General features: G+C 32.9%; 9 protein-coding genes and 3 pseudogenes. 7 read left to right on the top strand and 5 right to left on the bottom strand.

Features of this window, described 5'->3' with window-relative positions; genetic code table 11:
- Positions 1 to 478 precede the first annotated feature (478 nt).
- Positions 479 to 1,327, top strand: coding sequence for an MBL fold metallo-hydrolase (locus ACMZ42_RS19305; protein WP_402874825.1), 849 nt, complete (start codon positions 479 to 481; stop codon positions 1,325 to 1,327).
- Positions 1,328 to 1,648: 321 nt separating this feature from the next.
- Here the strand turns inward: ACMZ42_RS19305 and ACMZ42_RS19300 are convergent, their stop codons facing one another.
- The 3 genes and pseudogenes from ACMZ42_RS19300 to ACMZ42_RS19290 form a co-directional block, all read right to left on the bottom strand.
- The gene (locus tag ACMZ42_RS19300) at positions 1,649 to 3,127 is read right to left on the bottom strand and encodes an Lsa family ABC-F type ribosomal protection protein (RefSeq protein ID WP_415732428.1); all 1,479 of its coding nucleotides are present in this window, start codon (positions 3,125 to 3,127) and stop codon (positions 1,649 to 1,651) included.
- 596 nt (positions 3,128 to 3,723) lie between these two features.
- Positions 3,724 to 5,463, bottom strand: a pseudogene (locus tag ACMZ42_RS19295) (DHA2 family efflux MFS transporter permease subunit).
- 24 nt (positions 5,464 to 5,487) lie between these two features.
- Positions 5,488 to 6,024, bottom strand: a complete 537-nt coding sequence (locus ACMZ42_RS19290) for a PadR family transcriptional regulator (RefSeq protein WP_370082554.1) — start codon at positions 6,022 to 6,024, stop codon at positions 5,488 to 5,490.
- Positions 6,025 to 6,466: 442 nt separating this feature from the next.
- Between ACMZ42_RS19290 and ACMZ42_RS19285 the strand changes: the two are divergent.
- The 4 genes and pseudogenes from ACMZ42_RS19285 (at position 6,467) to ACMZ42_RS19270 (ending at position 10,995) form a co-directional block, all read left to right on the top strand.
- A pseudogene (locus ACMZ42_RS19285) lies at positions 6,467 to 7,407 on the top strand (DMT family transporter).
- 825 nt (positions 7,408 to 8,232) lie between these two features.
- On the top strand, positions 8,233 to 8,682 hold the full coding sequence (locus ACMZ42_RS19280) for a LytTR family DNA-binding domain-containing protein (protein WP_415732427.1): 450 nt from the start codon (positions 8,233 to 8,235) through the stop codon (positions 8,680 to 8,682).
- A 12-nt stretch (positions 8,683 to 8,694) separates the two neighbouring features.
- Positions 8,695 to 9,126 carry a DUF3021 family protein gene (locus ACMZ42_RS19275; RefSeq protein ID WP_370082548.1) on the top strand — a complete coding sequence of 144 codons (432 nt, stop codon included), beginning with the start codon at positions 8,695 to 8,697 and terminating at the stop codon, positions 9,124 to 9,126.
- Positions 9,127 to 9,693: 567 nt separating this feature from the next.
- Complete coding sequence (locus ACMZ42_RS19270) at positions 9,694 to 10,995, top strand: alpha/beta hydrolase family protein (protein WP_415732426.1); 1,302 nt, start codon at positions 9,694 to 9,696, stop codon at positions 10,993 to 10,995.
- Positions 10,996 to 11,190: 195 nt separating this feature from the next.
- Here the strand turns inward: ACMZ42_RS19270 and ACMZ42_RS19265 are convergent, their stop codons facing one another.
- Positions 11,191 to 13,128, bottom strand: a complete 1,938-nt coding sequence (locus ACMZ42_RS19265; protein ID WP_415732425.1) for an LTA synthase family protein — start codon at positions 13,126 to 13,128, stop codon at positions 11,191 to 11,193.
- A gap of 614 nt (positions 13,129 to 13,742) precedes the next feature.
- The gene (locus ACMZ42_RS19260; RefSeq protein ID WP_415732424.1) at positions 13,743 to 15,275 is read right to left on the bottom strand and encodes a thiol-activated cytolysin family protein; all 1,533 of its coding nucleotides are present in this window, start codon (positions 15,273 to 15,275) and stop codon (positions 13,743 to 13,745) included.
- A gap of 174 nt (positions 15,276 to 15,449) precedes the next feature.
- Here ACMZ42_RS19260 and ACMZ42_RS19255 point away from each other — a divergent pair.
- Both ACMZ42_RS19255 and ACMZ42_RS19250 read left to right on the top strand, forming a co-directional pair.
- Positions 15,450 to 15,521, top strand: a pseudogene (locus ACMZ42_RS19255) (YjcZ family sporulation protein); the annotation flags it as partial.
- A 225-nt stretch (positions 15,522 to 15,746) separates the two neighbouring features.
- Positions 15,747 to 15,860, top strand: a complete 114-nt coding sequence (locus ACMZ42_RS19250) for a YjcZ family sporulation protein (RefSeq protein WP_415732423.1) — start codon at positions 15,747 to 15,749, stop codon at positions 15,858 to 15,860.
- Positions 15,861 to 16,188: the final 328 nt, after the last annotated feature.

Genomic DNA, 16,188 nt, shown 5'->3' with positions numbered 1-16,188 from the left:
ACGGGTGGGACGCTAACAGGCGCCGGTTTTATATGGCTGGGTTTTAGCCGCCTTATTTCCTACAAGAGTTTTGAAGCAACTAGAAATACTGCTGTCTATCAAAGATAAAATTATTCCTATAGAATAACCTCCTTCCAAACAGACCTTGTTTTTATTGGATAACGGAAAGAAATTATTTTCACATGGGGTATCCCATTCCCCCTCCCTTTCCAGTGCTTATTATTACAAAATAGAGAGTGCTTGTTTTGTCTGTTATTTTGACGAAGTGTGCACTTTAAATAAAATACGGGTACCACTATTCTGAATTTTCGCAAAAATCCGTTTATTGTGTTATACTTTTCCTTAGTAAAAAAAGGAGGTACAGTCCAATGGTAAAAAAGTAAAATGAGAAAATCTTAAATTATGTTTTAGTTTTTTACAACAAACATGTAGATTTTCTCTTTCATAGAATTAATATCTAAAGTAGAGGAGAAATAACATGTTAAATAAATTAAGTGATACTATTTATTATTTACCAAATCAAGAAGATAACGAACGGCCAACATTAGGTTTGGTATGTGGTGACCAATTTAGTCTAATTATAGATGCTGGCAATTCAACTCAACATGCTAAAGACTTTTTACTAGAAATCGAGAAACTAAGTGTACCACCTATCAAATATTTGGTAATTACACATGCGCATTGGGATCACTTCCTTGGAATGAATGAATTTGAAGCAACTGTTATAGTTAATAGTCGAACAAACGAATTGTTAAAAGAATGGCAAAGTTATAGGTTTGATGATAATTCACTGCAAAAGTATGTGAAAACTAATCAGATGAATGCTAAGTGTATAGAGATTATACAAGCTGGTATACCTAACAGAGGTAGTTTTAAATTGAATTCTCCAGATGTAATTTTTGAAAATACATTAACTATTGATTTAGGTAATAAAGTTTGCCTAATTGAAAGAATCAGAAGTACTCATACAGACGACTCTACAATTATTTATATTCCTGACGAAAAAGTTGTTTTTTTAGGTGATTCTGCATATTGTACAACTACAAATTCCCTATTTCATTTCAAGCAATCATTGTTATTGCCTATGATTAATGACATTAAAAAATATGATGCTGAAATGTTCTTACTTGGTCATGAATCGATCTGTGATTCCAATGAAATGACTATATATTGGGAAGAGTTAACAACAGCAAGTCGAGCTGTAAAATCCACCTCACTAGAAAATGCTATTAAGTGCTTTAAAGTAGAAAATAAAAGAGACCCCAATGATGATGAATTATTTTTCTTAAAAGCATTTGTTAATGACCGCATCATTCAATCACAATAATTGATTAATAGCCACTTCCTTCAGCCTTTTGGTATACCAGTTTTCTCACCATACTGAATTGTTGTTAATTTGATGCCTTTATCACCCATTCCTTTTATTGTTGCTTTAAAATAAAGTTTGTTCAAAAAACCTCATAATCCAGTATTTTACGATAAATAAAAGAATCCATTTTGAAAAAAAGATTGATCAAAATGGATTCTTCTCTATATATTTATGTTTAGGTCTTCACAAAGAGGTTGATTATTTTATCTACGTTCTTTAACTAATGCACCATAGTTTAATACCTGATTAACTGATTATATTTTCAGTTCTTCATATTAACTACATAGATATAATTTTGGTTGCAACTGTTTGTTGAAATGCCTGATCATGCTCAACAATCACCATTGTGGGATTAAATTCTTGAATAAGCTCTTCAATCTGCATGCGCGAATAAATATCAATAAAATTCAACGGTTCATCCCAAATATAGATATGCGATTTTTCACATAAACTTTTGGCTATAAGCAGCTTTTTCTTTTGTCCACCAGAATAATGAGAAATATCTTTCTCAAATTGAATTCGGTCAAAGTCCATCTTACGTAGAATAGATTTAAATAACGTTTCATCAATCCCATGCTCTTCAATAAAGTCCGATAACATTCCCTTCAAATGAGAAGTATCTTGTTGGACATAGGAAATAACGAGACCTGAACCTACATACATCGAGCCTGTATGCTGTATCGGTTTTCCTAGAATTAGTTTGAGGATACTACTTTTTCCGCTTCCATTCTTTCCATCTAGCACAATTCGGTCACCTTGTTCCAGTTTAAAGCTTATTGGCTTATTCACAATTTGGTCATCGTATTTAACAGACACATCAGCCAAAACAATCAATTCATTTGAATGAAACGACAATGATTCTAATTTTAATGACTCCGTTTTTTCCACATTTTTTAGCAGTTTTGACTTTTCCTCAATAGCTTTTTGCTGCCTTGATTCAATGTTCTTTGCTCTCTTCATCATCTTTGCCGCTTTATGTCCTACAAAACCCTTATCCAACTTAGAACCCGAATTTGTCGTCCCATTTTTGGAAGCTTCCACTTGATTTGACCAACCTGATGTACGCTTTGAAGACTGTTTTAATCTCCCTATGTCTTTTTGTAGACGCTCATTAGTTGCCTCTTCGTGTTCCTGCTGTCTATCAAAATTTAATTTCCAAGAAGAATAGTTACCACTTTGAACTTCAATATTGGCCCTATTTATAGATAGGATATGGTCAACGCATCCATCTAAAAAGTTTCGGTCATGTGAAATTAATATAAACCCTTTTTTCTTCCTTAAATATTCAGAGACCATCTTTCGTGCTTCCGTGTCTAGATGGTTAGTTGGCTCATCAATTAATAGAAACTGACCCTCCGTCAAAAAAAGTGCAGCAAGCAACACCTTTGTTTGTTCTCCATTTGACAATGTTTTAAAAGGTCGATACATGACCTCGGCATCAACGTCTAGATAGGAAATTTCACGAAGAATTTCCCAATCTTCTGCTTGGGGGCAAATTTCTTCCATGATTTCATGAGTATACTTGTTTTTATCCGAAACTGGATAAGGGAAATAATTAAATTCCACCGAAGAATTGATTTTCCCACTATACTCATAATTCCCTAATAATAAATTAAAGAATGTTGTCTTTCCTCGTCCATTTCTACCGATAAATCCAAGTTTCCAATCCGTATCTATTTGAAAGTTTACATTTTCAAAAATATTGTCAAAGCTACTTGGATAAGAAAAAGTTAAATTTTGAACTTGTATCATTGACATGATAATTCCTCCTTTGTATATCAATACTTTTTACTTTTTATACAAAGTCGGCATATCCATCCATTCTAAATTTCTCCGTATAAGTTTGATGGATATTAACGACTTGTACGGAGTAATACATGCGTAACAATAGTGTCTGAATCGCTCATTTTCCACTCCCCTTTATTTATTAAATTAAGGTACAGAAATCAATAGATCTTAACCATGAGAGAATAAAAAATCCTCCCAATTTGTAAATTGGAAGGATTAGTCTTTTACTTATATTAAATAAGCTCTTTATTTGCCATTGGAACCATGACAAATAAAGTGTAAACTGATTTATAAAAATGGACAGACTAATCCTATATTTTGTAGTTTGAAGTTTTTCATTTCAAATAAAAATACAGATTAGTTAATCATGTCCATCCATCAGTCCTCTCATCATTGTATTTGTATATTAACAAATTTTTCCCTGAAATACAATTCAAACATCATTTTTACCCAAAAGTACTGTTTCTGACACAAGTAGCATCTATATCGATTCCAAATTATTTCTGTAACCCCTTTAAAGTTATAAGATTGAAACTTCGTTGCAAAATCATGGGGCAACAATTTTACTATACATTTTGTCTTTTTCTGTTATTAACTTCAAATTTTCTATTGCGAAACATAAAAGACACTAAACTACAGAGCAAAATAATTGGTACACTTACTTTATATAAATCTGTGAAACTTTTTGCCATCTCTTTTTCAGCATAATGACTAATATCATTCGAGAATGTATTAATTTCTCTATTTATGTCCTCTATTTTTTCTCCAACCGCTTTTGTTACTTGGTTTGTAATTTCTACCCGTTTTATTTCTCTGTATTCTACCGGAACCTCATTTAAAGCATTATTTACTTTCTCTTTAATCATGCTTTCCTTTTGTTGTTGATTTATGCCAATATGATCAGTTCCCTGATTCTTTTCTATATTCGACTCTAAGTCTTTGTTTTGTATTTTTTCCTTTGTTACTGTTAATATTTGCTCTTGCTCCGCTTGATCAACATGAAGTTCATGCACCTTTTTTTCCGCATAGTGATAAACATTTTCTTTATTTATGGATAAATTATGAGTTAAGCCTGAGACAAAAATAGCTACAGCCAAGACAATTCCAATTTGTCTGAGCATGGATACAACACTTTGAGAAGCGGTTAATAATTCCCCCTCAAATGTGGAGGCTGTTAACATAGTAATTGGCCCAACAATTAAACCAAATCCAACACCTAAAATCATACACGGAATGATAATTTCTTTATTTGTTGATTCAGCTCCTATCATCTGTAAACAATAATAAGCAAAACTCATAACTATAAACCCCACTAAAATAACCTGAACCTTGCCAAGTTTCTTCATAGCGAGTGAAGCAAACGGAGAAACTAAAAATATCATAGCAGAAATAGGTGTCACTAAAAAAGCTGCTTCCATTTCTGTTCGGTGTTGTATTTTTGTGAGAAACGTTGGAAGCAAAACAGTTACACCAATTAAGAATAAATTACTAAGTATAACTACAATAGAAGCTCCAACAAAAATTCGATCTTTAAATAGCTGCAAATTTACCATCGGTGATGTAACTTTTCATTCAACTAAGATAAATAGAATAAAAGAAGTAGCACTGATGATATAGCACATCCATGCAAAGTTACTCATCCACCCCCATGTATTCCCTTTAACTAAAACAAGTGTGAAAAAGAAAATAGCAAAACTAGAAAGTACTAATCCAGTCCAATCAATTTTAGCAACTACGCGTTCCTCATTCTTTATCTTTAACATAATGAAACATAACACAATACCAATTACACAAATCGGAATATTCACAAAGAATACCCATCTCCATCCTAAATTTTGTGTAATAACTCCACCTAGTACAGGACCTATAGCTGCCGATACCCCTTGTGTCACCCCTAAAATCCCCAACGCAACATGCCTTTTTGCCAGCGGAACTGCCGAGACGCCAATTACCATACTTGTTGGAAACAAAACAGCAGCTCCTATACTTTGAACAAAACGAGAAAAAATAAGAAAATCCCCCGTATTTGCAAATGCACATAACGCTGAACCAACTCCAAAAACTATTAAGCCTATAATATATAATTTTGCCTTTCCATAGATATCAGCGACTCGCCCTAGTGGTATCGCTAATACCGCAATAGACATCGTATAGACATTCAATATCCAAGACATTTTCTCCAAAGATGTGTTCACATCAGTCTGTATTGCTGGTAAGGCAATATTCATAATTGTCGTATCAATCATACACAAGAAAATCCCTAAACACATTAAGAAAACGATTTTGATTCCTTTTGGTTGTTCCATAAATCCCCCCACTTTCACGAAACTTTACAATTCATCTCTTTTTTCTTGTATTACTAATTGCGCTAATTTATCTTTTAATGTTTTAACTTGAGCCATATAAGATGCAATCCCAACCTCTAATGAAATCTCTTCCGCAAATGTAATGCCTTCTTTCCATTTTTCATATTTTAAGAGAAGATCTGCAACATACGCCTCTTTTCTCTCAATTTCTTCTTCAATCCACTTTTTCATTGAATTGCTATCGCTATAATTCCCAAAATACATCCTCATTAAAAAGTCAGAACGTAGAACATCCTTTTCTACATCTGTCTTCATGTATTGATAAAACTCTTCTCTTCCTTCATCTGTTATGAAATACATTTTTTTATTTGGCTTACCTTCTTGCATGACAACCTCTTTTTTTATTTTCCCCTCTTTTTCCAACTGTCTTAAAGTCGGATAAATCATTCCAAAACTGCCATCAAAAAAATGCGTGAATACATCTTCAAAAACAATTTTTATATCATAACCAGATAATTCTTTTTCCATAAGTAATCCTAAAACAACATCTCTTCCTTTCAAAATAAGCACCTCACATAATAAATATAATCAACAACCATATAAACATTGTTAATATGATTATTGATTATATATTTTATTTGTTCGTTTGTAAAGTTTATCCATTAAATTTAAAAGCAGAAAGATACATCCCCTGAATATAATGAATTTAAAAAGTTCTGTTTAACAAAAAAAGACTGAAACCAATATTCAGTCTTTTTTCACTTCATTAAAATGTGTAATCATTTTATAATCTTATTACATGAACAATCATAGATTAACTATTACCTTTTAATAAAATGGATTTTAGTAAAACAGCTGAACTTTCGTGCCAAAAATTTATTCAATATGCCAAACGGCGGTTTTGATTAGTCGATACCGGCGTTTTTCATTATTAGTGATGAGAAGGGCAATATCTCAGTAAAATAAACTAAATTTTATTCAACAAGATTTGGGGTGAATTCTTATGTTTGCAATACTGCTAGCTATAAGCACTGGAGTTGTTTTTGCTATGCAAACAGCGATCAATGCTCAATTACGAAAATTCGTGATTTCCCCTTTTTTAGCTTCAATGATCTCCTTCTCTGTAGGGGTAATCTTTTTAGCGATTACAATATTAGTTAGTGGTTTACCATTAGGTATTCCATTTGATTTATTCTTAAGCCAACCTATTTTTATATGGCTAGGAGGAATCTGTGGTGCAGTTGCTGTAACTACCAATATACTTTTATTCCCTAAATTAGGAAGTGTACAAACAGCGATAATGCCAATCTTGGGAATGACTTTGATGAGTATGCTAATAGACAATTATGGCTGGATTAACTCTAGGCAATATTCTTTCGGTTTGAACCGAGTTTTTGGAGTATTATTAGTCATTATAGGCGTTTTTTTAGCTGTGGCTTTACCGAGTATGAAAACTAACCAAGACCCTTCCGAAGCAACTAAGAAAAACATGTTAAATCAATGGATTTGGCGTTTAGTAGGAATAATGTCAGGAATATTACTGGCTATACAAATTGCTATCAATGGTCAGTTAGGAAAAGTTCTGAATTCTTCTTCCCACGCAGCCTTTGTTTCATTTTTGGTAGGTACCATTACGTTAATTATCGTCGTTGGGGTCATGGATCGTTCTTACACAAATATTAAAGAGCCTATTAAACAGTCGGCTCCTTGGTGGGTATGGATTGGAGGTATTTTAGGGGGGGCTTATGTTCTAATAAATGTATTTCTCGTTGATCAAATCGGAAACGGGCAAACTGTAGTCCTTGTTTTATTTGGTCAAATCACTGGTAGCCTGATGGTAGAAAAATTCGGATTATTTAACTCTTCGAAAAATCAAATTAAACCAATACAAATATTTGGTTTAATTGTTATGATAGTTGGTGTTTTTTAATCAGGGTATTTTAAATCGAATTCTTATGGAAATAACGAATAAGTTCAATTGTTTTTTAAACTGTTAGTACCCTCCTATCATTATATAATTTCCTGTCTGCTTTCCCTCATAAGCAGACATTATTTATATTAATCAATTAATAATACTTTGTTTGAGATATTTACATCCTCTATAGGAAATGGTTTCATTTCACTTCGAAGTAAATCCTTAAAGACAGCGGTTACTTTTTAACTTATTCCAAATATTGTTACTTAGTTTCCCTCCCACAAAAATAAATATATTCTTCAATCCTATCACGCTCTCCCCCTTCGTTCATTTATAAAACAAATACAGAACAATTCTGTATATTCATTTTACTTGCATGTTGTTGTTTAGTAATATTGAACTGTAAGGGGTCATTACTTAATATGTTTTAAAAAAAGTGAAAAAGTAAGAAAGGTATGTGATGTTAATGTTGGAGTCAATTATTATCGCAATTATACTGATTTTATTAATATTCGCTATTTATTTATCAATTAAATTCATAATAACTAAAATAAGAGATATAGAGCAATTAAAACGAAAAGTGGAGAACTTGGAGAGAAAAGATACTCATCATAACGAGTGAAAGTTTCTTTATCCTTATTATAGTTATAACTATTAATGAGTCCTTTCTCCTGCACTTGACTTAGCAGATTCTGGATACTATCATAAAATAAAATCAAAACGGTAACCTGATAAAATGTAAAAAAGGATTGTATATGAAGTTGTTATCATTAGAATAAATAAACCTTCTTTAGCTATGTTTCATTTGCAAATTTATACAGAATTCGAGTAAAACTGAAATAATTTGAATTTTTGTGGGTGATAATATCAAAATTTCAATAGAAGAAATAAGCCTAGAATTAGAAGAAGAGATTCTTATTAGGTGTCATGAGGTTGATGAAGAAATAAATGAAATCTTAAACAAGCTGAAATCTGAAAATCCTATTTTACTCGGACATCAACAAGATAGTATTCACCGCATTAGGCTCAGTGATATTTATTATTTCGAGGCAGTCGATGGAAAAGTTTTTATGTACTGCAGGAACAACGTTTTTGAGGTGAAACAAAAACTATACGAGTTAGAGGAATTATGTAAAGGAAAAAACTGTTTTCGCGCATCGAAATCAACTATTTTGAACATCGCCAAAATTTCATCTGTTCATCCGACTATTAGTGGTCGGTTCGAAGCTGTCCTGGATAACGGAGAACGTACTGTTATATCAAGGCAGTATGTACCTGTCCTTAAAAATATGCTTGGTTTGTAAAGAGGGATACATATGAATTTTTTTGAATTTGTACAAAAGATAATTAAGAATTTCTTTATTATCTTCGGATCCATAATCATGATTATTACTATATTGCGACAAATTTATGATCCTGACATGGCCTTCGATTTGAAGTCAATTTATATCCTTATGGCATTTTCATTTTTAGGTGCATTAACGGGATTTATTTTATATTCTCCTGATGATCTAAGTGAGAAGAAAATGCGTATAAGGATTATTATTCATTTCTTCACTTTGGAGATTTTATTGATTGTCCTTGGCAGCGCTATGAATCTTGTAACTGGTACGGGGCTAATCATTCTTGCACTGCAAATTGCGGTAATCTATATCATTGTTCATCTACTGTCATGGCAAAATGATAAAAAAGATGCAAAAAAAATCAATGAAAAACTAAAGACATTTAAGAAAGACTTTGGTGAGTAGTCAAGAAATTCAATAAGCAGTACAGTAGTTGGCTGCAACAGATTATCTTCATTCAGTGAAAGACTCCCACCTCTATAGGTGGTAAGATGAATGCGATTTTAATTACTTTTTCAGTGGGTATCCAAACACCTATTGAATGAAGATAAAGCCTCCGGCGGGTGTCACGGATTTTCAAAGGAATGAATAAAGGATGTTAGCCTAAAACCTTCGCATCCTGCAAAAACGGCTAACTGACCTGCATCGGTAAAACGCCACGTCCTGTGGCATTACCGAAATGACCGACATCGTGTCGGCCCTCGTGCAGGCCTGGGCACAATTCAAAATCCGGACACATTGTTTATCGGTAGCGAAAGCAAAGCGACAGCTACAAATGTTTACTGCGCGAAAGCGGAGCGTCAGCGGCAATTACGCCAAGGCGAAATTGATCTTACGGTAAGCATTTGAGCTTACCTTTTTTTGCATCTTATTGGCTTATAAATACAGCTTACCGTTTTTCCATATACATCCTTTCATCTGTTTATTATGATAATTTCATAAAAATTTTTCCAATGAGATGGAGGAACGACTATGGGAATTTTACTATTATTAACAGCTGTGATTTTCGAGATTGCTTTTGCAATCTACTGCATAGCAACTAAGCAAAACCATAAAAAATTAAAGAATTGGATTAGGATTACTGTATTTATTGTATTTGTGATACTTACTGTTTCATCGGTGATTGTCTGGAGTTTTTGCTGGATAATGCTTGCTTTCCTACTTTTCTTATTAGCCGTATATGGGACAGTATCTCTTATCCTTAAGAAAAAAAATATCAAACAATACAAAACTTCTACCATTGTGTGGAAGTCCATTATGATGATATTGATATTTGTCTTTGTACTTTCACCTGTCATTATTTTTCCACAGTATCAATCACCAAAAGTGACAGGAGAATATGAAGTCGCAACCGCTACTGACACATTTATCGACAAGAGCCGTATTGAGGAGTTTTCTGACAAGGGGGACAACAGAATTGTTAATGTGGAATTTTGGTATCCCAAAAACGCAGATGGAACATACCCTTTATTAGTATTCTCACATGGAGCATATGGTATCAAGACAAGCAACAGTTCTACTTATACTGAACTGGCAAGCCACGGTTATATAGTCGTTTCCATCGACCATCCTTATCATTCCTTCTATACTCGTTCAGAGGATGGGATAGTAACTATGATCAGTCCTGATTTTAAAAATGAAGTCGAAGATACGAATAAAGGTCTTTATTCGAACGAAGAACGGTACAATATCATTCAAAAATGGATGAAACTGCGAACAGACGATATGAATTTTGTCATTGATACAATACTTACAAAAACTAAAAGTGACAATGACCCTATTTATCAACATATCAATACAGAGAAAATTGGTGTGTTTGGGCACTCAATGGGAGGTGCTGCAAGTGTGTTGCTAGGTAGAGAACGCGATGATGTAAGTGCAGTAGTAAATATCGATGCCCCTTTCTTTAGTGAACTTATTTATAACAAAGCTGATGATAATTTTATGGCAAGCAGCAAAGCCTACACAACCCCTCTTTTTAACATTTATTCAGACGATGTTTGGCGTCAACTGAATCGTACTCCTGTTTATGTAGCGAACAAACTCAATAATAAACAGTTCGAAGGAGCATATACTACTCATTTTAAAGGGGCAAAACATTTAAGCTTAACCGATTTACCGCTTTTCTCTCCTATACTTGCAAATATTCTACAAGGAGGAAAAGCCAACATTGATAAATATTACTGTATTGAAACTGAAAATGAACTAATCCTTAAATTTTTTGACTTTGAATTAAAGGGAATCGGCCATTTCGCTCCCAAAGAGACATATTGAACAGCCTAACGCCAACAAAGGAATCTTTAATGCATAAAACCAATGCTATATTCCTAACTTTTCTTTCATTGAAAACCTCCAAAAATAAGCTGAAATAAAGCTGGTCAAACTTTAAAAAGCGCGAGAAATCAATTTTAGAAACGTTGATTTCCCGCGCTTTTCTGATGTAAAATTTCCTAATTTCGCTGTAAAAGTTTACTTATCTTTCGAGTAATTATACTTAGAACGATCAACCGGAGTATAATCTGTTGGCGTATAGAATCTCAATAAGTCACCATTCACAACTTTATCAGATAATTCTAATTTACGATCCACATTATTTTTAATAGTTTTCGCATACTCTAATTGATTATCATCTAGTAGTAAACCTGTTTTATTATCATAAAATTTCCCATTAACCGAATAAATAGTAGGACTGACAAAACCGCCATTTCTAAATGGTACAACTTCATCATGCTCTTTTGATAATAAGTCGGAACCAAATTGAACAAATTTTTGTGTATCAATTCCTAGTAAATGTAATAATGTTGGGAGAAGGTCTGTTTGGCCACCATAAGTATGGTTAGTTCCACCTTGCATTCCTGGAACATGTATAAATAATGGTACACGTTGCAAATTAGCATTTTCATATGGTGTAATTTCTTTTCCAATGACTTGTTCCATCGCATCATTATGATTATCTGAAATACCGTAATGGTCACCATAAAGAACGATCATCGAATTATCATATAATCCTGATTCTTTTAATTGATTGAACATCTGTTTGATTGCTTCATCTGCATAACGAGCTGTTTGGAAATAATTGTCTACACTTGAATCCCCAGTATTAGCTTTATCAATTGTAACTAAGCTTTGATCCATTTTATATGGAAAGTGGTTCCCTACCGTAATTAATTTCGTATAGAAAGGTTGTGGTAACGAACTTAACATACTTTCAGATTGTTTAAAGAATGGTTTATCTAACAATCCATATTCAGCCATGTTTTCTGAAGAACCCGTGTCATAATAACTAGCATCAAAGAAGTGCTCGAATCCAAATGATTTATAAATCTCATTTCGATTCCAGAAGCTTCCGTTGTTACCATGGAATACAGCAGATGTATAACCATAATCTTTTAAAATACTAGGGGCTGCTTGATACGTATTTTGTGCTTTTGTAATATAAGCAGATCCTTGTGGTAATCCAAATAAAGAATTTTCCAGCATAAATTCTGCATCGGAAGTTTTACCTTGACCTGTTTGATGGAAGAAATTATCAAAATACAATGTATTCTTATCTTTTGTTAATGAATTTAAAAATGGTGTAACTTCTTCACCGTTTAACTTATAGTCGATAAGGAAGTTTTGGAATGATTCTAAATGTAAATAGATAACGTTCATTCCTTTTGCTTTACCAAAATATTCCGCATTAGGTTTGGCGTAGTTGGATTTTGTATAGTTCATCACTTCTGTAATATCACTACTATCCGCCAAAGCTCTCTGTGAAGATGCTTTCATCGTTTCTACTGAATCATAAATCGTATAGTTATACATTCCGAGATATTTCACAATATAGTTTCTATCAAAACCTCGAGTTAATAGTTGCGGACGATCAGCTTCAGCTAGTCCTAAATTTAGGATTGATATTGCTAATGCAAAAGTAATGATTGCCGTTGCTTTTTTATATCCAAAACGATTGCTATCTTTTTGTATTTTTCTTGAGAATCGTAAGTAAAACATTACGAATACATCCACAAAGAACAAGAAATCATAAGGCTTTATTAAAGTAAGAACACTACCACCTAAATCTCCGAAGTTCTGCGTTTGGGTAACTGTAGGTAATGTAATGAAATCACTAAAAAATCGGTAATACACAATATTTGCATATAAAAGAATAGACATCAGAGTATACACTACAACTAGTGATGTATATTTTCTCTTTCCTCTAAATAAAAATGATATTCCTAGAAACAGCATTGCTGAACCTAGTGGATTTAATAGTAAAAGGAAATGTTGAAGGAATCCTTCTACTCCCAGTTTAAATTGTGCTGTTTGAGCGATGTATGTTTTAATCCATAACATTAAAACAGCTAATAAATATATCCCTAAAAATTTGTTTAATAGGTTATCTTTTTTACTTAAAAAATTTTTCATTTTTGCACCTCGTTTACTTACTTTAAATCTAGATGTATATTAACTTAGATTATAAGTATATATTGCATTCAAAATATATTATTTCACAGTATCTTTTTCGTAGCTATTGTATACTACTCCCCATATAGACTTCTGTCAAGTTGTTAAATACAATTGAAGACAGCTAGTACATTTCTCCCTACTAGTGTAAATCACCTTTCGTAAAAAAACTCCGCATATGCGTTTTTCAACTAACATTTACGGGGGATTTTAAACCATAAGAATACCTCATTATTTTCAACAATAGCAATTTTAAAACACAATTTTAGTTTTAACAATTAAATTTGGTTACATGAAACTTATAATTTTGTAAGCTTTAGTTTCAATAAATTTAAACAAGAGTTATTGAACATTTAAGGTTTAAATATATCCCGGAGTAAATCTTTTGATAATAAATCGAGTATTAAATTCATATTCAGTTCATAGAAAAAAGGGATTACCATTATGGTGGAATTGCACTCGGTGGAGTCATTGGTGTTCATAAATCCGGCTAGATGTTTGAGGAAATAAAAACGGCGGAAGTTCTTGTGTAACAAGAGCCTCAGCCGTTTGTTTTTCCAGGGCGAAGTTTATACCTAATTAATATTACCTGTTGGGTATAATGTAGTTCCTCCAATTGAAACATTTATTTCATTAGATAATGGAACATTGTATTCATCAATAATCGTTCTCCACCATTCCCATGCAAGACCTGTACATTCTCTTGCATAAATTCTTATATTTTTTGAATTAGGCGGAAGTGGTATTACTGTAGAGAAATGAGCTGTTTTGTCTTTCCAGCTTCCATCCCAAGTTTTATGGGTTAGTACTTCTTTCCCGTTTTCATCATATGAAAATTCATCCCAAGCTACTTCAAATTGAGCAACATATGCACCATAATGATCAAGGATGATTTTGCCTTTAGAATATTCTGTAGCTGTCGTCTCGATATAATCTGTATTGTTATGAACAGCAGCAATTGAATTATCCTTCAAGAAAGCACTTGTATAGGATATTGGGTATGCTGGATTTTTAAGACTAAATTCTGCATTATCCTGAATTATTTTTCTAATATCATTAAAGTCTTTTGAGACAACCTGGTTATGCTTTTGTGAATCTCCACCTAATACTACAGCAGTAAAGGAACTTTCTTCAAAAATATCTTTATACTGCCCACTAGTTTCTACATTAGTATTGACATCCTTCAGTAAGGCTTTAAAAGCAGCTTGTACATCCTTACTCTTAGAGTTTGTTTCTAATTTCACATAAATTGTTCTGCCATACGCTACATTTGATACCATAACGGGAGGAGCATTATTACTTACCCCTTTACGAGTTAACTCTTCAAAAGAAACACTATCATCAAAAAGGTCTGATGGATTGTTCGGTTGTTCTGCACTTACGGTATAAAATATTTGTTTATATGCCGCAACCATCACTTTTTTCTCTCCGCTCGCAATTGCGCTAAAGTCAATTCCCAGAGAATTATCAAGAACTTGGGCGTTAACATTCAGAGCGCTTGCTATTTGAGATTTGCTATAAACCATAGATTCTGAATATTGTAGTCTTGCAGGTAAAGTATGGGTTGTTGAATATTTTTCACTCCAAGTAGATACTAACTCATCTACTGCCCCGGATACATTACCATATGTTGGATTGTCCACAGTCGTAGTATTTTCCCTTTTCATGCCAGGTAAATCTATGCTAATATTTAGCGGTTTTCTTTTTGCCACCAATAAACTAGGTTGATTGTCCACAAAAGCTTTGTTGGCAAGTTGTAATGCTCCTGGATATGTACGATTCGCCATAGAGTCGATAATTGAAATATCTACCGGTGAAGTTGTAAGTGATTTTTTGTTACGTTCAACCACTATAAATTTATCATTTGAGTTAATACCTTCTTTTGGGACAAAACTATCAACCTTGTCACCATTCACCGCTAAAACTTCTCTGTTATTGTAGTTCAAGTTTGCTATACCAGTATCAATGTCATTAGAGTTGCTTTTTTCACTAGCTACATTAGGATCAAGTGTTGCAGCAAAGGAAATAATCGGGTAATTAATGATGCATAAACTAACAGATAAACATACTAGAATTTTTATTACTTTAAAATAATTTCGAATTCCCAAAAAACCACTCCTTTTTTAGGAAATTATACCACGAAATTAATTTTTAAAATACAGTAGTTTAGTTTCATACCCAACTTGCCGAAGAGTATATATATAGTAAAAATAGTATATTCTAATTTCCGATTTTAACTACTATAGACTTAACAATTACTGTGTGCCATCTAAGATTATGGTGGCTCATCATTCGTTCTAATTGTCGTTCCATTTATTCTTTTAATTATTATCGGCGCTACTTTCTTGTATTAATCTAAAGAGCCATTGTTAATACCTATCACAAATAGCGAGAATAATGGGTAAAGCTTATTTAGCTTTAAATCACCTTATTTAATGGTCACTTTTACAAGAGTGAACTCTTTATCATTAAAATATTTGAAAATTATTTTTAAAATTAAATTTTGTAAGTAGATAAATATCGCAATCCCTTTTGAAAACTTTACATATTATAAAATTATAGAGAGGAGGGAAATTACTATGTCTGAATACTATGGTAGTGGTAGTGGCACAGGTTCAGCATTTGCGCTAATTGTTGTTCTATTCATTCTTTTAATTATTGTAGGCGCTACTTTCATGACTAAAGGTTATTAATACCTAATACCGCCTTTAATGCTCATAACTATTGTAAGGTAATACTAATTAAACCTTACACCTTCAAATCGGTACTAAGGGTCACAATCCTCCGGTGACCCTTTAATATTTCCTCTTTCAATATCATTCTCAACCTCCCAAGACATAATAAAAAGCGCTTGGTGAATACTACTTCATTATTAAAACTAATCTACGGATAATAAATCATCTTCTGTACAGACTAATTTCAGGAGCTGACTACTCCCACAGCTAAAGCAGTGGGGTTCTTATGTACTTAAGAGAAGCGTTACAAAGCTCTCCACAGATGGTGTTGCCATGTCCTGTGTAC

It is taken from the genome of Lysinibacillus sp. NPDC056185, from assembly GCF_047737915.1.
Lineage (GTDB): Bacteria > Bacillota > Bacilli > Bacillales_A > Planococcaceae > Lysinibacillus.
This window is presented reverse-complemented; position numbering and strand designations above follow the sequence as displayed.

Bases quoted from the DNA above. Each gene is read 5' to 3' on its own strand.
- ACMZ42_RS19305 (WP_402874825.1), top strand. From the start codon at position 479: ATGTTAAATAAATTAAGTGATACTATTTATTATTTACCAAATCAAGAA.
- ACMZ42_RS19300 (WP_415732428.1), bottom strand. From the start codon at position 3,127: ATGTCAATGATACAAGTTCAAAATTTAACTTTTTCTTATCCAAGTAGC.
- ACMZ42_RS19275 (WP_370082548.1), top strand. From the start codon at position 8,695: ATGAATTTTTTTGAATTTGTACAAAAGATAATTAAGAATTTCTTTATT.
- ACMZ42_RS19270 (WP_415732426.1), top strand. From the start codon at position 9,694: ATGGGAATTTTACTATTATTAACAGCTGTGATTTTCGAGATTGCTTTT.
- ACMZ42_RS19265 (WP_415732425.1), bottom strand. From the start codon at position 13,128: ATGAAAAATTTTTTAAGTAAAAAAGATAACCTATTAAACAAATTTTTA.
- ACMZ42_RS19250 (WP_415732423.1), top strand. From the start codon at position 15,747: ATGTCTGAATACTATGGTAGTGGTAGTGGCACAGGTTCAGCATTTGCG.